This window comes from Bradyrhizobium sp. SZCCHNS1050, assembly GCF_032484785.1.
GTDB lineage: Bacteria > Pseudomonadota > Alphaproteobacteria > Rhizobiales > Xanthobacteraceae > Bradyrhizobium.
This window is the reverse complement of the sequence record NZ_JAUETR010000002.1, coordinates 1,103,408-1,121,447: the sequence shown is the minus strand read 5'-3', so window position 1 is coordinate 1,121,447 and position 18,040 is coordinate 1,103,408. Positions and strand designations below refer to the sequence as shown.

General features: G+C 66.2%; 13 protein-coding genes and 1 pseudogene. 10 read left to right on the top strand and 4 right to left on the bottom strand.

Annotated features, from left to right (window positions below; all coding sequences use genetic code 11):
* Positions 1-137 precede the first annotated feature (137 nt).
* Together QX094_RS29565 and QX094_RS29560 are read left to right on the top strand one after the other, a co-directional pair.
* A complete protein-coding gene (locus tag QX094_RS29565) occupies positions 138-1,274 on the top strand; it encodes a thiolase family protein (RefSeq protein ID WP_316185959.1) in 1,137 nt (378 codons plus the stop codon).
* A complete protein-coding gene (locus QX094_RS29560; protein WP_316164608.1) occupies positions 1,271-1,627 on the top strand; it encodes a Zn-ribbon domain-containing OB-fold protein in 357 nt (118 codons plus the stop codon). The genes QX094_RS29565 and QX094_RS29560 overlap by 4 nt, the downstream gene beginning before the upstream one ends.
* A 675-nt stretch (positions 1,628-2,302) precedes the next feature.
* Here QX094_RS29560 and glsA read toward each other — a convergent pair.
* The gene (glsA, locus tag QX094_RS29555; RefSeq protein WP_316185944.1) at positions 2,303-4,162 is read right to left on the bottom strand and encodes a glutaminase A; all 1,860 of its coding nucleotides are present in this window, start codon (positions 4,160-4,162) and stop codon (positions 2,303-2,305) included.
* 384 nt (positions 4,163-4,546) lie between these two features.
* Here glsA and QX094_RS29550 point away from each other — a divergent pair, with 384 nt between their 5' ends.
* Entirely contained in the window at positions 4,547-5,533 is a 987-nt protein-coding gene (locus QX094_RS29550; RefSeq protein WP_316164610.1) for an IclR family transcriptional regulator, read from the top strand.
* On the top strand, positions 5,463-7,022 hold the full coding sequence (locus QX094_RS29545; protein WP_315714444.1) for an acyl-CoA carboxylase subunit beta: 1,560 nt from the start codon (positions 5,463-5,465) through the stop codon (positions 7,020-7,022). The genes QX094_RS29550 and QX094_RS29545 overlap by 71 nt, the downstream gene beginning before the upstream one ends.
* Positions 7,023-7,024: 2 nt before the next feature.
* Here the strand turns inward: QX094_RS29545 and QX094_RS29540 are convergent, their stop codons facing one another.
* From QX094_RS29540 to QX094_RS29530, 3 genes are all read right to left on the bottom strand, one after another.
* Positions 7,025-8,308, bottom strand: a complete 1,284-nt coding sequence (locus tag QX094_RS29540; protein WP_315714443.1) for an MFS transporter — start codon at positions 8,306-8,308, stop codon at positions 7,025-7,027.
* A gap of 86 nt (positions 8,309-8,394) precedes the next feature.
* Complete coding sequence (locus tag QX094_RS29535) at positions 8,395-9,582, bottom strand: acetyl-CoA C-acyltransferase (RefSeq protein ID WP_315714442.1); 1,188 nt, start codon at positions 9,580-9,582, stop codon at positions 8,395-8,397.
* 138 nt (positions 9,583-9,720) lie between these two features.
* Positions 9,721-10,491, bottom strand: a complete 771-nt coding sequence (locus tag QX094_RS29530) for an enoyl-CoA hydratase (protein WP_315714441.1) — start codon at positions 10,489-10,491, stop codon at positions 9,721-9,723.
* Between the two features lie 154 nt (positions 10,492-10,645).
* Between QX094_RS29530 and QX094_RS29525 the strand changes: the two genes are divergently transcribed.
* From QX094_RS29525 to QX094_RS29500, 6 genes and pseudogenes are all read left to right on the top strand, one after another.
* A complete protein-coding gene (locus QX094_RS29525) occupies positions 10,646-11,302 on the top strand; it encodes a TetR/AcrR family transcriptional regulator (protein WP_315714440.1) in 657 nt (218 codons plus the stop codon).
* A 186-nt stretch (positions 11,303-11,488) separates the two neighbouring features.
* Positions 11,489-12,985 carry a CoA-acylating methylmalonate-semialdehyde dehydrogenase gene (locus QX094_RS29520; protein ID WP_315714439.1) on the top strand — a complete coding sequence of 499 codons (1,497 nt, stop codon included), beginning with the start codon at positions 11,489-11,491 and terminating at the stop codon, positions 12,983-12,985.
* Positions 12,986-13,169: 184 nt separating this feature from the next.
* Complete coding sequence (locus QX094_RS29515; RefSeq protein WP_315714438.1) at positions 13,170-14,315, top strand: acyl-CoA dehydrogenase family protein; 1,146 nt, start codon at positions 13,170-13,172, stop codon at positions 14,313-14,315.
* The gene (locus QX094_RS29510) at positions 14,312-15,388 is read left to right on the top strand and encodes an enoyl-CoA hydratase/isomerase family protein (RefSeq protein WP_315714437.1); all 1,077 of its coding nucleotides are present in this window, start codon (positions 14,312-14,314) and stop codon (positions 15,386-15,388) included. The genes QX094_RS29515 and QX094_RS29510 overlap by 4 nt, the downstream gene beginning before the upstream one ends.
* A 10-nt stretch (positions 15,389-15,398) precedes the next feature.
* A pseudogene (gene mmsB, locus QX094_RS29505) lies at positions 15,399-16,307 on the top strand (3-hydroxyisobutyrate dehydrogenase); the annotation flags it as partial.
* Entirely contained in the window at positions 16,307-18,037 is a 1,731-nt protein-coding gene (locus QX094_RS29500) for an AMP-binding protein (protein WP_316164614.1), read from the top strand. The pseudogene mmsB and the gene QX094_RS29500, both read left to right, overlap by 1 nt.
* Positions 18,038-18,040 lie beyond the last annotated feature (3 nt).

Sequence of the window (18,040 nt, the reverse complement as noted above, 5' to 3'; positions counted from 1 at the left end):
TGCCCGCATTCCCTCCCCCCTTGTGGGGGAGGGGCAGGGAGGGGGGTACCCCACGACGACTCCTCGTGCGGCCACCCCCACCCCCGACCCCTCCCCGCAAGGGGGAGGGGAGCGCGGCGGTGCTCTTGGTGCGCCAGATGACCTACGTCACCGGCACCGGTCTCACGCCGTTCGGCAAACACGACGGCCGCTCCTCGCTCGATCTCATGAGCCTGGCCGCGCAGCTCGCGCTCGACGATGCCGGGCTGACGCGGCGCGACATCGACGGCATCCTGTGCGGCTATTCCACGGTGTCGCCGCACATCATGCTCGCAACCGTGTTCGCCGAGCACTTCGGCATCACACCCTCTTACGCCCATGCGGTGCAGGTCGGCGGCGCCACCGGGCTCGCGATGGTGATGCTCGCGCATCACCTGGTCGAAGCCGGCGTCGTCAGGCACATGCTCGTGGTCGCCGGAGAGAACCGGCTGACCGGGCAGAGCCGCGATGCGTCGATCCAGGCGCTGGCCCAGGTCGGCCATCCCGATTATGAGCTGCCGCTCGGGCCGACCATCCCTGCCTATTACGGCCTCGTCGCCTCGCGCTACATGCACGAATACGGCGTCACCGAGCATGACCTCGCCGAGTTCGCCGTGCTGATGCGGGCGCATGCGCTCGATCATCCCGGCGCGCAATTCCATGAGCCGATCACCATCGCGGACGTCATGGCATCGAAGCCGGTGGCGCGGCCGCTCAAGCTGCTCGACTGCTGTCCGGTGTCCGACGGCGGCGCCGCCATCGTCGTCAGCCGCGAGCCGACCGGAGCGATTGCGGTGCACGTGCGTGGCTGTGCCCAGGCGCATACGCATCAGCACGTCACGGCGGCGCCGGCCTTGAGCGAGCTTGGTGCCGAAATCGCGATCGCGAAGGCGAAGGCAGCAGCGGGTGTAGACATCAAAGACGTCGACTACGCCGCCGTCTATGACAGTTTCACCATCACGCTCTGCATGCTGCTCGAGGATCTCGGCCTCGCCGGCCGCGGCGAGGCGGCGGCGCGGGTCAGGGCCGGTCATTTCAGCCGCGACGGCGCCGTGCCGCTCAACACCCATGGCGGGCTGCTCAGCTACGGTCATTGCGGCGTCGGCGGCGCCATGGCGCATCTGAGCGAAGCGCATCTGCAGATGACGGGGCGCGCCGGACCTCGCCAAGTCCGCGAAGCAGCGCTGGCGCTGCTGCACGGCGATGGCGGCGTGCTGTCGTCGCATGTCAGCATGTTCTGGGAGCGTGTGCGATGAGCGAATCGTCCGACTGGACCAGGGGGGTTGCAGCGATTCGCTTTCAGCGCTGTGCGTGCTGTGCCCACCTGCAGTATTTCCGCCGCGGCTTCTGCGCGGCCTGCGGCTCGCTTGCGCTCACCGATCACGCGGCGACGGGCGAAGGTACCATCTATGCGGCATCATTGGTCTGTCGTGCCGCGACGCCGGAGACGCGCGCGCATGTGCCCTACAACATCGTGCTGGTGGATATGCGCGAGGGCTTTCGCATCATGGCCCATGGCGACCACGAACTTGCGATCGGCGATCTCGTCATGGCCCGCTTTGTCACCTTCGCAGGCGGCATCGTGCCGTACTTCGGGAAAGTCAAATGAAGATGGGGAACAGAACGACGTCTGAAAAGGTCGACCGCGGGCGGCCGAGGCGGGACGATACGCATGAAAAATTCGTCCCGACCCGGATCGCCGCGCGATTGACACAATACTGTTACGCTACGCCTACTAACTCAAACGCAACTCAACTCGGTCGTTCGCGTGAGCAATCAAGCTCACATTCCTACCTACGGGCGATGAAGAAACTGCGACGCAGAACCTCCAGACAGCCCTTCATCGCCCGTAGAACAGGACGCTGGCGATGACGATCATGGACGTCACCGCCAGCATATGCGCGAGTGCCTCCGACGTTGCCCTCTTAGTGGCTTCCTTCATGCCGTTTCCTCCCTGGACACTGGACACGACTCTCCGTGGCGCAAATACACACGCTACGTCGGCTGGAATTTTACTCGGAACACCCCACTTCGACGTTCGCTTCGCGAGTCCCCACTCGGCGTTCATCGACGGTTCAGAACATCGTCGGGTAATGCGGCGTGAATTGGGCTCGCTTATGGTTGTCCTGCGACCGAGTCCCGGTAACGTTTAGGCGAGCCCGTACAAATACGAGTGATGCGAATTATCGACCAGAAGCCGTTAGTTACTGTGAATTACAACCTTGAGTATTTGTTTGCTTCGACCGCGTGCGACGCTTCGATGACTGACTTCGACGCACTGAAATCAGTCTGCCGCGAGCAGGTTGAGCCGCGCATTGGCGACCGTCAGACGCTCGGCCAGCAGTTGCGCCAGATTGCGCATGATGCGCTCGCCGGCTTTCGGATGGCGCACGCGGAAACGCTCGAAATCCACCAGCGAGATCTCGAAAGCGGTGGCGGAGAAATCCGCGACGACGTCGGCGGAGCGCACGGGCTCCAGCAGTGCCATCTCGCCGAAGCATTGCCCTGCCGTCAGCGTCGCGAGCCGGATGCCGTCGGGCAGGGTGACGTGGACGACGCCGGAGCGCAGGAAGAACAGCGAGGCCGCAGCATCGCCGGCCGCAAGGATGCGTTCGCCCTGCCGATAGTGCCGGATGATCGCCAGTGCCGCGAGCTCATGGCGCTCGTCCGCGGAGAGCCCCGCGAGCAGCGGCTGCTCGGCGAGCTCGGTGGTTTCGAGGAAATCGATGGCGCCGCCATAGCGATAGACGATCTGGTCCTCGGCCCATTCGATCGCGGCGTCGAGCAGGTAGAAGTCGCGGACGTTCCTGATGTCGCCGGTGCGGGCCGCGATTTCCTGCCATTCCGGCGAGCTGCGGCGGATGCCCGACAGCACGACGGTCACGTCGAAGTCGGCGAGCTCGTGAAACAGCTCGGAAAGCAGGCGCACGCCTGCTTGTGTCATCGCGGTGACGCGATGGAGGTCGACGATGACGAATTGCGGTCGCGTGCTCGCCGCAAGCTGGCGCGAGACGTAGTCGACGTTGGAGAGCGACAGCGTACCGACCAGCTCGAGCACGCGCACCGCGTCCGGATGTGCGGCGAGGATGTTGCGCTCCTGCGCGCGGCGGCTGCGCCGCGACGGGCTGGCGCCGATGTCGTAGTCGGCGATGATCGTGGTGCGCGCATCGTCGGAACGGTTGAGCATGTGCAGGCCGTAATGCGCCGACAGCGCCTCGCAGACCTTGATGCCGCGCACGCTGTTGCCGTGACCGTCGAGCCTGGGCGAATAGCTGCCGAGCCCGAGCCGCGCGGGCAGGCTCGCCAGGATGCCGCCGCCGACGCCGCTCTTGGCAGGAATGCCGACACGGTAGATCCACTCGCCGGCGAAGTCATACATGCCCGACGAGGTCATCACCGACAGCGTGCGCGACACCGCATAGGGCGTCACCACCTGCTCGCCGGTGACGGGATTGATGCCGCGATTGGCGAGCGTGGCCGCCATGATCGCGCAGTCGCGCGCGGTGACGAGCACGGCGCATTGCCGGAAGTAGACCGCGAGCACGTCATCGACAGGCTCCCTGATGACCTCCGACGTCCGCAGCAGATAGGCGATCGCGCGGTTGCGATCGCCGGTGGCGGCTTCCGACGCGAACACCGCGTCGTCGACATCGAGCTTGCGGCCGGCGAAGCGGCCGAGCGCGTCGCGGATGGTCTCGAAGGCGTCATTCTGACGTGCCTTGCGGATCAGACCGCTGCACGCGATCGCGCCGGCATTGACCATCGGATTGAACGGGTGGTTCTCCGCATTGAGCCGGATGGAATTGAAGGGATCGCCGGACGGCTCGACGCCGATCACGCGCTCGACCTCGTCGGAGCCGAGCGTATCGAGCGCGAGCGCGAACACGAACGGCTTCGACATCGATTGGATCGTGAACGGCACGCGGCTGTCGCCGACCTCGTAGACGTGGCCGTCCAATGTGGCGAGGCCGATGCCGAAATGCGCCGGGTCGGCCTTGCCGAGCTCGGGGATGTAGTTCGCAACGGTGCCGTCATGATCGGGCCAGAAGTCGGCATGGCAGGCCGACAGGAAGCGCTGCAGCGGCGGCATCGCGGCCGTCGCCCAATGCTGCGGATGTCGGATCGGCCTCGGGTGGGTGGTCATGGCAAGCTCGGCGGGAACAAGGTCTCGCGCCGGTTATGTCGCAGCCGCGACGGCGCAGCCAGCCCACACTTGTCGCAACGCTGGTCAAATGTTGCCGCTGCTCACCGATTGAGCGGGTTTGCGGGCGCGATGACCGTCCCGTGTTGCCATGCGCGAGAGGCGATGCCCATCGAAAGCCGCCGCTACGGTACCGCGCGTTGGAACCGGCGACGATCGTCCCTCCCGCATCCTGCAGCCGATTGCCTGAGGATGCCGAGTCTTGTGCCAACACGCTGAAGAATGGCGGGTTTTGGAGACGGTCTGCTGTTGTGACGGCAAAACGGCTGGGCTAGCTTGTTCAACAAGCGGAATATCATTCCGCATGACGGAATTGGTGGGAAACGCATGGGACGACGGTCTGAGCGATTGAGCAGGGGCAGCATGCTGCCCGGAGATCTCGCCGGCGAGGGCGAGGTCATTCAGGTGGTGTCGCGGGCGTTCGACGTGCTTCGCTGTTTCGAGGGGCACGAGGCGCGGCTCGGCAATCTCGAAATCTCCAACCGCTGCGGCCTGCCGCGGTCGACGGTGTCGCGGCTGACGCACACGCTGACGCGCATGGGCCAGCTGGTCTACCTGCCGCGCGATCAGAAATACCGCATCGGCCCGAGTGCCGTGGCGATGAGCACGTCGATGACCAGAGGCTTGCAGCTGCGCAATCTGATCCGGCAGCGGCTGCAGGACGTCGCGGAGCAGTTGCCCGGCACCGTCGGCTTCGTGATTCCCGATCGCTTCCACCTCGTCTATCTGGAGTTCGGCCGCGCCGCGAATGCGCTCGGCCTGCATGAGACCACGGGCAGCCGCATCTCGATGGCCTCGACCGCGGCCGGTCATGCCTATGTCGCCGCGCTCGAGCCGGAGGTCGGCGACGCCTTGCTGGCCGAGATGGAGCGCGAGATGCCTGACGCGGCCAAGCTGCTGCGGCCGCGCCTCGAGCACAACAGGCAGTTTCTCAAGGAGCACGGCTACGTGGTGGCCTGCGGCTTGTGGAGCCCGCACATCAATGGCGTCGCGCTGCCGCTGTGGTCGCCGCAATACCAGACCTATGTCGTGCTCACGATCGGGCTGTTGTCTGCGATGTACGACGAGCAGCGGCTGCATGACGAGGTCGCCCAGCCGATGCGCGAGCTCGGCCGCAGCATCGCGGCGCTGCTGCAGGGCGCGGAAGCCGACGTCTTCAACAACCGGATGGACAGAAAACCGCTCCAGGTGAACGCGAAGACTAACCACAAGAACAAGACCATCACCGGGGCAGGGGGAACGAATGAGTTGGCAGCCGGAGCTCGAGGAACTGGCCCGGCGCGAGGCCTTCGCGCGGGAGATGGGCGGGCCTGACAAGGTCAAGCGTCAGCACGACCAGGGCCGTCTCACCGTTCGCGAGCGCATCGACGGCGTCGTCGATCCCGGCAGCTTTCACGAGATCGGCGCGGTCGCCGGCCTCGGCGAGTATGACGAGCAGGGCGAGCTCAAGCACGTCACGCCCGCCAATTGCGTGTTCGGGCGTGCCCGCGTCGACGGCCGCACCGTGGTCGTGGTCGGCGACGATTTCACCGTGCGTGGCGGCTCGGCCGATGCCTCAATCGCCGCCAAGCCGTTGATGGCGGAGGAGATGGCGCACGACTTCCGTCTGCCCATCATCCGTATCATCGAGGGCTCCGGCGGCGGCGGTTCGGTCAAGACGATCGAGACCAAAGGCGCGGCCAATCTGCCCGGCGGCATCGGCGGCAATCGCTGGTACCGCTACACGACCGAGAACATGTCGCTGGTCCCGGTGGTCGCGCTCGGCCTCGGCTCGGTCGCGGGGCTTGGCGCAGCGCGGCTCGCGGCGAGCCACTACTCGGTGATGACCAAGCAGTCGGCGATGTTCGTCGCCGGGCCGCCGGTCGTGAAGCGGCTGGGCCAGGACCTCGGCAAGATGGAGCTCGGCGGCGCCGACATCCAGACCAAGGCCGGCGGCGTCGACCACGCGGTCGACACCGAGGCGGAAGCGTTCGCCTGCGCGCGGCGCTTCCTGTCCTATCTGCCGTCGTCGGTCTACGAGCTGCCGCCGACCTTGCCTTGCACCGACGATCCGCAGCGCGTCGACGAGCAGCTCATCAGCGCGGTGCCGCGGGATCGCCGGCGCGTCTACAAGATGCGGCCGATCATCGAGTCCGTCGTCGACAACGGCTCGTTCTTCGAGGTGGCGCAGAACTATGGCCGTCCGATCATCATCGGCCTCGCGCGTCTCGAAGGCCGCGCAGTGATGGTGCTGGCGAGCGATCCCTATCACTTCGGTGGCTCGTGGACGGCGGATGCATGCCAGAAGGTGATCCGCTGGGTCGACTTCGCCGAGACCTTTCATCTGCCGATCGTCTACCTGATGGACTGTCCCGGCTTCATGGTCGGCCTCGAGGCGGAGAAGGCCGCGACCATCCGCCACGGCGTGCGCGCAATGGCGGCGGTCAACCAGTCGACGGTGCCGTGGTGCACGGTGATCGTGCGCAATAATTTCGGCGTCGCTGGCGTCGTGCATCAGCCGGCCGATCGATTCTCCATCCGCTATGCCTGGCCGTCGGCCCATTGGGGCTCGCTGCCGCTCGAGGGCGGCATCGAGGCGGCGTATCGCGCCGAGATCGATGCCGCGCAGGATCCGAAGGCCAAGCTCAAGGAGATCGAGGAGCGGCTGACCAAGCTGCGCTCGCCGTTCCGCTCGGCCGAGAAGTTCTGGGTCGAGGAGATCATCGATCCCCGCAAGACGCGCGCGCTGCTGTGCGAGTTCGCCCGCCTCGCCGAGCCGCTGCGCACGCCCGGGCCGCCCACGGCGATGACGACGCGGCCGTGAGCTTACGCCGCGGCGGGCTTCGCCTGCCGCGCGATCGCCAGCGCCAGAAGCGCCGCGACGATGCAGAGCGCGCCGGCGGTGAAGAACGCCGGCAGGTAGCTCTGGAGCAGTGTGCGCGACAGGCCGGCGCCGAACGCGGCGGTGCCGGCGCCGAGCTGATGTCCGGCGAACACCCAGCCAAACACCAGGTTGGCCCGCTCGGGCCCAAACCGCTGCGCCGTCAGCCGCACCGTCGGCGGCACGGTGGCGATCCAGTCGAGGCCATAGAACATCGCGAACAGCGACAGGCCATAGAACGAGAAGTCGGTGAACGGAAGGAACAGCAGCGACAGACCACGCAGGCCGTAGTACCAGAACAACAGCCAGCGATTGTCGTACCGGTCCGACAGCCAGCCCGAGACGATCGTGCCGACGAAATCGAACATGCCCATCGCGGCGAGCAGGCTCGCCGCCTGCACCTGAGGAATTCCGAAGTCGAGGCACATCGGGATGAGATGCACCTGGACAAGGCCGTTGGTCGAGGCGCCGCAAATGAAGAACGTCGCAAACAGCATCCAGAACACCGGCGCCCGCGAGGCGTCGCGGAGGGTGCCGAGGGCGGCGGCGAGGATCGGCGTGGTGACGGGCGAGGGGGCGGCGATCGGGTCGGTGTCGTTGTCGCCATAGGGTCGGAGGCCGAGATCACTCGGGCGATCGCGCATCAGCAGCAGCACGGCGGTGGCGGAAACGCCGAGCATGATGCAGATCAGCCCGAGCGCGACGCGCCAGCCGAGCCGCTCGGTGAGGCTGGCGAGCAGCGGCAGGAACACCAGCTGTCCGGTGGCGACGCTGGCCGTGAGAATGCCGACGACGAGGCCGCGCCGCGCGACGAACCAGCGCGTGGCGATGGTCGCGCCCAGCACCAAGGCGGTCATGCCGGTGCCGATGCCGATCACGACGCCCCACAGCAGCACGAGGTGCCACACCTGTGTCATCGCGAGCGACGCCAGCAGCGCCGACACCACGATCAACTGGGCCAGCAGCGTGATGTTGCGCAGGCCGTAGCGGTTGAGCAGGGCGGCGGCGAACGGCGCCATCAGCCCGAACAGCACGAAGCGGATGGAGAGCGCCGAGGAGATCTCCGCGGTGCTCCAGCCGAATTCCTGCTGGAGTGGCACGATGAACACGCCGGGTGCGCCCACCGTGCCGGCGGACACCAGGGCCGTGAAGAACGTCACGGCGACCATCACCCAGCCGTAATGGATGTTGCGCCGTCCAAGGATCGCTGCAAGTTGGTTCGAGATCATGAGGCTCTCAGTACAATGGGGTTGCGCGCCCATTCTGCCAGGGCGCCCAAATGACATAAATGGCTAAGTTCCCTCGTTTCAGGACATCAGGGTCGCTCCACGGCGATCGCAGTCGCCTCGCCGCCGCCGATGCACAGTGCGGCCACGCCGCGCTTCAGCCCGCGCGCGTCCATCGCATGCAGCAGCGTCACGATCAGCCGCGCGCCGGTGGCGCCGATCGGGTGGCCGAGCGCACAGGCGCCGCCGTTGACGTTCAGCCGGTCACGCGGGATGCCAAGGTCGCGCTGCGCGGCCATGGCAACGACGGCGAAGGCCTCGTTGATCTCGAACAGGTCGACATCCTCGACGCGCCAGCCGACCTTGTCGAGCAGTTTCCTGATCGCCGGAATCGGCGCCGTCGTGAACCATTGCGGCTCCTGGCTGTGGGTGGCGTGGCCCTTGATCTCCGCGATGACAGGCAGCCCGTCGCAATCGGCACGCGACCGCGCGGCGAGCACGAGCGCCGCGGCACCATCCGCGTTCGCGGAGGACGCTGCGGGCGTGATCGTGCCGTCCTTGCGGAACGCCGGCTTCAGCGCCGGGATCTTCACCGGATCGACCTTGAGCGGATGCTCGTCGTTGGCGACCAGGCGCGGGCCGGATTTCTCGACGATCGTGATCGGGGCGATCTCGGCCTTGAACGCCCCGCCTTCGACCGCCTTGCGCGCACGCGTCAGCGTCTCGATGGCGTAGGCATCCTGGTCGGCGCGGGTGAACTGATAGGCCTCAGCCGTGGCCTCGCCGAAATCGCCCATCGAGCGTCCGGTCTCATAGGCGTCCTCCAGGCCATCCAGCATCATGTGATCGAGGATCCGATCGTGGCCAGCACGATAGCCGCCGCGCGCCTTGGTCAGCAGATATGGCGCATTGCTCATGCTCTCCATGCCACCCGACACGACGATCTCGGCGGAGCCCGCCCGAATGACGTCGTGCGCCAGCATCGCGGCCTTCATTCCGGAGCCGCAGACCTTGTTGATGGTGGTGGCGCCGGTGGCGTCGGGCAGGCCGGAACCGCGCGCGGCCTGCCGTGCCGGAGCCTGGCCCTGGCCGGCCGACAGCACGTTGCCCATGAACACCTCCTGGACCGCATCGGGCGAAACGGTGGCGCGTTCGAGCGCGGATCCGATCACGTGCGCGCCGAGCTTGTTCGCACTCAGCGGCGAGAATTCGCCCATGAAACGGCCCAACGGCGTGCGGGCGGCGGACAGGATCACGACGGAATCGGACGAGGCCATGACAAGGCTTTCTGATGAAATATGATAATCATCATATAGTAATCTCTCGCAAGAGGAAACCCCGGCGGTCCCTGCTGAACCGTCGTGAAGCTGGCGCGAGGCTGCCGGGATCTGCGAGGCGAGACTTGGAGAAACTTGCTATCGCTTGCGGTCGATGAAATGTTGCATCAGCCGTTTCGGCTCGTCGGTGAGGAACGACCGTCCGAAGGCGCCGATCGATATCTCGATGGACTCCTTCAGCGGCAGCTCCTCCCATTGCCGCAGCAGAGCCTTCTGCGTCCGCAGCGCTTCGGGACCGCAGGCGAGCAGGGATGCCACGGCCTTCTCGACCGCGATGTCGAGTTCTCCCTCGGCGGCGACGGCATCGACGAGGCCCCAGGCGAGAGCGGTCGGCGCGTCGATCGTCTCGGCCGTCATCAGCAGCCAGCGCGTGCGGCCCCAGCCGATGAGACGTGGCAGCAGCGCGGCATGAATGACCGAGGGAATGCCGACACGCACCTCGGGCATGCCGAACTTGGCGTCGTGTCCCGCGACACGGATATCGCAGGCCGCTGCGACCTCCAATCCGCCACCCAGACACCACCCCGGCATCCGCGCAATCACGGGGGCAGGAAAATGTCGCACCGCTTCGCAGAGCCCGGCAAGTCGCGAGATGAAGGTTTCCGCTGAAGCCTGGTCCAGCGTTGCCATCTCCTTGATGTCGGCGCCGCCGATCATGCTCTTCCCGCTTTCGCCGGCCAAAACGAGAACGCGAATGGCGGCGTCGGAGGCGAGCGATCGCAGCCCGGCTTCCACGTCGAGAATCGCCGCCGAACCGAGAATGTTGAGCGCGCCTGCATTGCAGATCGTCAGCCGAACGACGCCTTGGCCGTCACGACTCACGCCGCAGTGGGAATTGAGCATGTCCATGGTCGTCCTCGTCGGGTTCCTGGGCAACAGGGGTGTGCCGGGAATAAATCAGGCCAGCGAAGTTGATTTAGATCAACTCGAATTCATCAAATAGCTGCAGCGAGCAGGACGCAGAGCTGTTATAGTATGACCGCAGACATTCAATGGGACGGCAATGCGTTACTCTCCGGAACACAAGGCGGAAACCCACGCGCGGATCGTGCGCAAGGCATCGGTGCGGCTGCGCGAGCGTGGCGCTCATGGTGTCGGGGTTGCAGACCTGATGAAGGAGGCCGGACTGACTCACGGCGGCTTCTACGCGCATTTCGATTCGCGCGAGGCGTTGGTCGTGGAGGCGTTCGGTTATGCGATCGATCGTTCGATGGAGCATTGGCGCAAGCTGCTGGACCAGTTGCCGCCGCAGAAGCGGCTCTCGGCCATCGTCGACGGCTATCTGTCCGCCGGCCATCGCGACGATGTCGGTCACGGCTGCGCGGTTCCTGCGCTCGGAGCGGAAATCGCCCGCGAGAGCGCCAAGACCCGCAAGGCCTTTGCTGCGAAGCTGGAAGAGTTGATCGACCTGTTCGCTGAGTACATCGTCGACGTACCGGCCAAGACTGCGCGAAAGCGGGCTTCGGCGATGCTCGCGACGCTGGCGGGGACGCTCGTGATGGCGCGACTCATGGGCAGCGGCGAATTGTCAGACGATATCCTGAACTCCGGGCGCGAGGTGGCGCTGGCCGTCGCCAGCGGAGGTGGGCCGGCGGGCAGGGCACCTGTGCGGGCACCCGCAAAAAGGCCCGTGAAGAAGGTGGTAGCCGCGAAGCGCTGATCCGTCGCGCGGCTCGGATGCGGGACGCGGCACGCTGCACGCCGCGGGGTCTGCCGTGATCGTGCCGACCGAGCGAAGGGGCGGCATTTTCGCAGCGCCGATCAGCGCTTAGACCCTTCCCAAACGCCGCAAAGACTGCAAGATGCCGGCCAATTCGGCACTGCTTACCCCTGCGGAGGATACCCCATGCGTTCGATCGGTCATTTTATTGGCGGCAAAGAGGTCAAGGGCACGTCTGGACGGACGGCCGATGTCTTCGAGCCCATGACCGGCGACGTTCAGGCCAAGGTCGCGCTGGCGTCCCGCGCCGAGCTCCGGGCCGCGGTCGAGAACGCCAAGGCGGCGCAGCCGGCCTGGGCCGCCACCAATCCGCAGCGCCGCGCGCGCGTCATGATGAAGTTTCTGGAGCTCGCGCAGCGCGATTACGACCAGCTCGCCGAGCTGCTGGCCCGCGAGCACGGCAAGACCGTTCCAGATGCCAAGGGCGACATCCAGCGCGGCCTCGAGGTGGTTGAGTTCGCCTGCGGCATTCCGCATTTGATGAAGGGCGAGTACACCGAAGGTGCCGGTCCGGGCATCGACATCTATTCGATGCGCCAGCCGCTCGGTGTCGTTGCCGGCATCACGCCGTTCAATTTCCCGGCGATGATTCCGATGTGGAAGTTCGCTCCCGCCATCGCCTGCGGCAATGCCTTCATCCTGAAGCCGTCGGAGCGCGATCCGGGCGTGCCGATGAAGCTCGCCGAGCTGATGATCGAGGCCGGTCTGCCGCCGGGCATCCTCAACGTCGTCAACGGCGACAAGGAGGCGGTCGACGCCATCCTCGAGGATCCGGACATCATGGCGATCGGCTTCGTCGGCTCGTCGCCGATCGCGCAGTACATTTATGAGCGCGCCGCCGCCCACGGCAAGCGCTGCCAGTGTTTCGGCGGCGCCAAGAACCACGCCATCGTGATGCCCGACGCCGATCTCGACCAGGCCGTCGATGCGCTGATCGGCGCCGGCTACGGCTCGGCCGGCGAGCGCTGCATGGCGGTGTCGGTTGCGGTGCCCGTCGGCAAGACCACGGCCGACCGGCTGATGGAGAAGCTGATCCCGCGCGTGGAAAGCCTCAAGATCGGCACGTCAGTCGACCCATCGGCCGATTTCGGCCCGCTGGTCACCCGCGAGGCGGTCGAGCGCGTGAAGAACTACGTCGACATCGGCATCAAGGAGGGGGCGACGCTCGCCGTCGACGGCCGCGGCTTCAAGATGCAGGGCTATGAGAACGGCTTCTACATGGGAGGCTGTCTGTTCGACAACGTCACCAAGGACATGCGGATCTACAAGGAGGAGATCTTCGGGCCGGTGCTGTCGGTCGTTCGCGCCAAGGACTATGCCGAGGCGCTGGCGCTGCCGTCGGCGCATGATTACGGCAACGGTGTCGCGATCTTCACCCGCGACGGCGACGCCGCGCGCGACTTCGCGGCCAAGGTCAATGTCGGCATGGTCGGCATCAACGTGCCGATCCCGGTGCCGATCGCCTACTACACCTTCGGCGGCTGGAAGAAGTCCGGCTTCGGCGATCTCAACCAGCACGGCCCGGATTCGATCCGCTTCTACACCAAGACCAAGACGGTCACCTCGCGCTGGCCGTCCGGCGTCAAGGAAGGCGCGGAATTCTCGATCCCGCTGATGAAGTGATGAGATGAACTGACAACAGTGGGAGCCCGCTAGGGCTCCCACTCCGTCATCGCGAGGAGCGGAGCGGCGAAGCAACCCAGGCTGCCTCCGCGGAAAGACTCTGGATTGCTTCGCTTCGCTCGCAATGACGGAGTGTGAAGAGGCGCCACTGCCAACAAACAAGACCAGGAAACGCGGAGAACGGATGCAGTTCGCTCTCGACGAGGATCAGATCGCGGTGCGCGACATGGCGCGCGCCTTCGCGGCGGAGAAGATCGCGCCGCATGCGCTGCGCTGGGACGAGGAGAAGCATTTTCCCGTCGATGTGATGCGGGAGGCCGCAAGCCTCGGCATGGGCGGCATCTACATCCGCGACGATGTCGGCGGCTCGGGTCTCAGCCGGCTCGATGCGGCGCTGATCTTCGAGGCGCTGGCGACGGGCTGCCCCACAGTGTCGGCCTTCATCTCGATCCACAACATGGCCTCATGGATGATCGACACCTTCGGTACCGAGGCCCAGCGCCAAGCTTACCTGCCGAAGCTCTGCGCCATGGACCTGATCGCGAGCTATTGCCTCACCGAGCCGGGCGCGGGCTCCGATGCGGCGGCGCTGCGCACGCGCGCGGCGCGCGAGGGCGACGACTACGTGCTCAACGGCCAGAAGCAGTTCATCTCCGGCGCGGGCGCCACGGATATCCTCGTTGCGATGGTTCGCACGGGAGCCGACGGTCCCGGCGGCATCTCGACCCTGGTGATCGATGCCAATACCCCCGGCGTGTCGTTCGGCGCCAATGAGCGCAAGATGGGCTGGAACGCGCAGCCGACCCGCGCGGTGATCTTCGAGAATGCGCGCGTTCCGGTGGCCAACCGGCTCGGCGAGGAGGGCATCGGCTTCAAGATCGCCATGGCCGGGCTCGACGGCGGCCGCCTCAACATTGCCGCGTGCTCGCTCGGCGGCGCGCAGGCGGCGCTCGACAAGACGCTGGCCTATACGAAAGAGCGCAAGGCGTTCGGCAAGCGGCTCGACGAATTCCAGGCGCTGCAGTTTCGCATCGCCGACATGGCAATCGAGCTGGAGGCGGCGCGCACCTTCGTCTGGCGCGCGGCGGCTGCGCTCGACCGCAAGGATGCTGACGCGACCATGCTGTGCGCTATGGCCAAGCGCTTCGGGACCGATGTCGGCTTCGAGGTCGCCAACCAGGCGCTGCAGCTGCATGGCGGCTACGGCTATTTGAGCGAATACGGCATCGAGAAGATCGTGCGTGACCTGCGCGTGCACCAGATCCTCGAAGGCACCAACGAGATCATGCGCCTGATCGTGTCGCGCAAGCTGATCGAGGCGGCGCGATGACCGAGGCTATCGAAGGCGACCTGATCGTCCGCCGCGAAGGCTCGGCCGGCATCATCCGGCTGAACCGGCCGAAGGCGATCAACGCGATGACGCTGGAGATGTCGATGGGCATCGACGCCGCGCTGGATCGGTTCGAGGGCGATCCGGCCGTCGCAATTGTCGTGCTCGAAGGCGCGGGCGAGCGTGGACTTTGTGCAGGCGGCGATATCCGCGGGCTCTATGAGAGCTCGAAGACGAATGGCGATCTCGGCAAGGTGTTCTGGCGCCAGGAATACATCATGAACGCGCGCATCGCGGCGTTTCCAAAACCCTATGTCGCCTATATGGACGGGCTGGTGATGGGCGGCGGCGTCGGGCTGTCGGCGCATGGCCGCCACCGCATCGTGACCGAGAAGACCAAGCTCGCAATGCCCGAAGTCGGGCTCGGCTTCTTTCCCGACGTCGGCGGCACCTGGCTCTTGTCGCGCGCGCCCGGCGAACTCGGCGCCTATTTCGGCCTGACGGGGCAGACCATGAACGGGCCCGATGCGATCCATGCGCGCTTTGCCGATGCCGTGGTGCCGACCGAGAAATGGCCGGCGCTGCGCGAGGTCCTGACCAAAGTCAGGCCGGGGACGCTGTCGATCGAGATCGACCGGCTGATCGCAGGCTTCGCGACGTCGGAGACGTCCGGCCCGGTGGCGGCGCAGCAGGCCAAGATCGACGCCTGGTTCGCCCATGACAGCATGCACGACATCTTTGCCGCCTTGAAAGCGGACGGCTCGGAGCTCGCGTTGGCGACGCTGAAGACGCTGCAGGAGAAGTCGCCGCGCGGCATGGTCGTGACGCTCGAGCTGCTGCGACTGGCACGCGGTGCGGCGTCCCTGGAGGAATGCCTGGTGCGCGAGTATCGTGCGGCGCTCGAAGTGTTCCGCAGCGACGATTTCCGCGAGGGCGTGCGTGCGGCGATCATCGACAAGGACCGCAATCCCAGATGGTCGCCGCCTGATGTCGATCAGGTGACACCGGACATGCTGGCGCCATATCTTGCCGAGATTGGCGCCGACGAGCTGACCTTTCCGCAGAGCAGATAACAATCAGGTCGAGGGGAGAGAACGAACCATGGCAACGATCGCATTCATCGGCCTCGGCAACATGGGTGGACCAATGGCCGCCAACCTGGTCAAGGCCGGCCACAAGGTGGTCGCGTTCGATCTGGTCGAGACCTCGCGCGCCCAGGCCAAGGCCGATGGCGCCGAAATCGCCGACAGCGCCGTCGCCGCGGCCAAAAGCGCCGATGCCGTCGTCACCATGCTGCCGGCCGGCAAGCATGTGCAGGCGGTCTGGAACGAGGTCGTGCCGGCGATGTCCAAGGGCGCGCTGATCATCGATTCCTCGACCATCGACGTCGAGAGCGCGCGCGCCGCGCATGCGCTGGCCACAAGGCACGGCATCGCCGCCGTGGACGCGCCGGTGTCCGGGGGCACCGGCGGCGCCAAGGCCGCAACGCTTACCTTCATGTGCGGCGGCGAGGAGAGCGCGTTCGCTGCGGCCAAGCCGATCCTTGAGAAGATGGGCAAGAAGATCGTCCATTGCGGCGGCGCCGGCGCGGGGCAGGCGGCCAAGATCTGCAACAACATGATCCTCGGCATTTCGATGATCGCGGTCAGCGAGGCGTTTGCGCTGGGTGAAAAGCTCGGCCTGTCGCATCAGGCGCTGTTCGACGTCGCATCGACCTCGTCGGGGCAGTGCTGGTCGCTGACATCCTATTGCCCGGTGCCGGGCCCGGTGCCGGCTTCGCCCGCCAACAACGACTACAAGCCCGGCTTTGCGACCGCGCTGATGCTGAAGGACCTCACGCTGTCGCAGGATGCCGCCAAGGCCGCCGGCGCGGCGACCCCGCTTGGCCAGCACGCGCAGGAGATCTACAAGGCGTTCGAGGCCGCCGGCCATGGCGGCGTCGATTTTTCCGGGATCATTCAGCACGTTCGCAAGCTCGCCGGGACCACCTGATGACGACATTCAAGGACGCACGCGCGTTTCTGCTGGCGCATCGCACCGACTACGATGCGGCCGTGAAGGGTTTCCGCTGGCCCGATGCCGTCCCGTTCAACTGGGCGCTCGACTGGTTCGATGCCGAACTCGCGTCCGATCCGGAGAGCCGCGACCGCACCGCGCTTTGGATCTTCGACGCCGCGCAGGACCGCCAGACCAAGCTGTCGTTTGCGGCGTTGTCGTGCCGCTCCAACCAGGTCGCGAATTTCCTGCGCGCGCAGGGCTTGAAGCGCGGCGACCATCTGCTGCTGCTGCTCGGCAACGTCGTGCCGCTGTGGGAGACGATGTTGGCGGCGATGAAGCTCGGCGTCGTCGTGATCCCCGCGACGACGCTGCTGACCACCGACGAGTTGCGCGATCGTCTGGAGCGCGGCCGCGCCAAGGCCGTGGTCGCGGCGCAGGATCAGGTTGCGAAGTTCGCCGATCTGGGCGCCGATGATCTCGTCCGCATCGTCGTCGGCGCGCCGGCCGCACCTGCCGGCTGGCTGCCGTTCGAGCAGGCGGCGGGCGCGGCCGAGGCGTTCACGCCGGATGGGCCGACGCAGCCGGATGATCCGATGCTGCTCTATTTCACCTCGGGCACCACGGCCAAGCCGAAGCTGGTGCGGCACAGCCATCGCAGTTATCCGGTCGGCCATCTCTCGACCATGTACTGGCTCGGCCTGCAGCCGGGCGACGTGCACCTCAACATCTCCTCGCCGGGCTGGGCCAAGCATGCCTGGAGCTGCTTCTTCTCGCCCTGGAATGCCGGCGCCACGGTATTCGTAGTCAATCAGCCGCGCTTCGACGCCAAGGGGCTGCTCGCGATCATCAAGCGCTGCGGCGTCACGACGCTGTGCGCGCCGCCCACGGTGTGGCGGCTGTTCATCCAGGAGCATCTCGCCGACTTCAAGGTCTCGCTGCGCGAGGCCTGCGGCGCCGGCGAACCGCTCAATCCGGAGGTGATCGATCAGGTGCGTGCCGCCTGGGGGCTGACGATTCGCGACGGCTATGGCCAGACCGAAACCGCGGCGATCGTTGGCAACTCGCCGGGCCAGAAACTGAAGATCGGCTCGATGGGGCGGCCGCTGCCGGGCTATCGCGTCGAGGTCGCCGACATCGACGGCAATCTCTCCGGCGAAGGCGAGATCACGCTGGCGCTCACCGGCGAGCGTCCGGCCGGCCTGATGCAGGGCTATCAGGGCGACGACGGTCAGCTGTCCGGCGCCGATGGCATGCGCTACCGCACCGGCGACGTCGTGTTCCAGGACGATGACGGCTATCTCACCTTCGTCGGCCGCTCCGACGACGTGTTCAAATCGTCCGACTACCGCATCTCGCCGTTCGAGCTGGAAAGCGTGCTGCTGGAGCATGAGGCCGTCGCCGAGGCTGCCGTTGTGCCGTCTCCGGATCCCATCCGTCTTGCTATACCGAAAGCCTATGTGTTGCTGACGGCTGGCGCGGAGCGCTCGCGCGCCACGGCGCTGTCGATCTTCACCCATTTGCAGGCGCGCCTGGCGCCATTCAAGCGCATCCGCCGGCTCGAGCTCGTGAGCGAGCTGCCGAAGACGATCTCCGGAAAAATCCGCCGGGTGCAGCTGCGCCGGCTGGAGCACGAGGACAACCGCACGGACCATCTGCGCGGCACGGAATTCAAGGAAGAGGATTTCCCGGAGTTGAAAACGAGGCCATCCGGGCACGAGGTGTAGGAA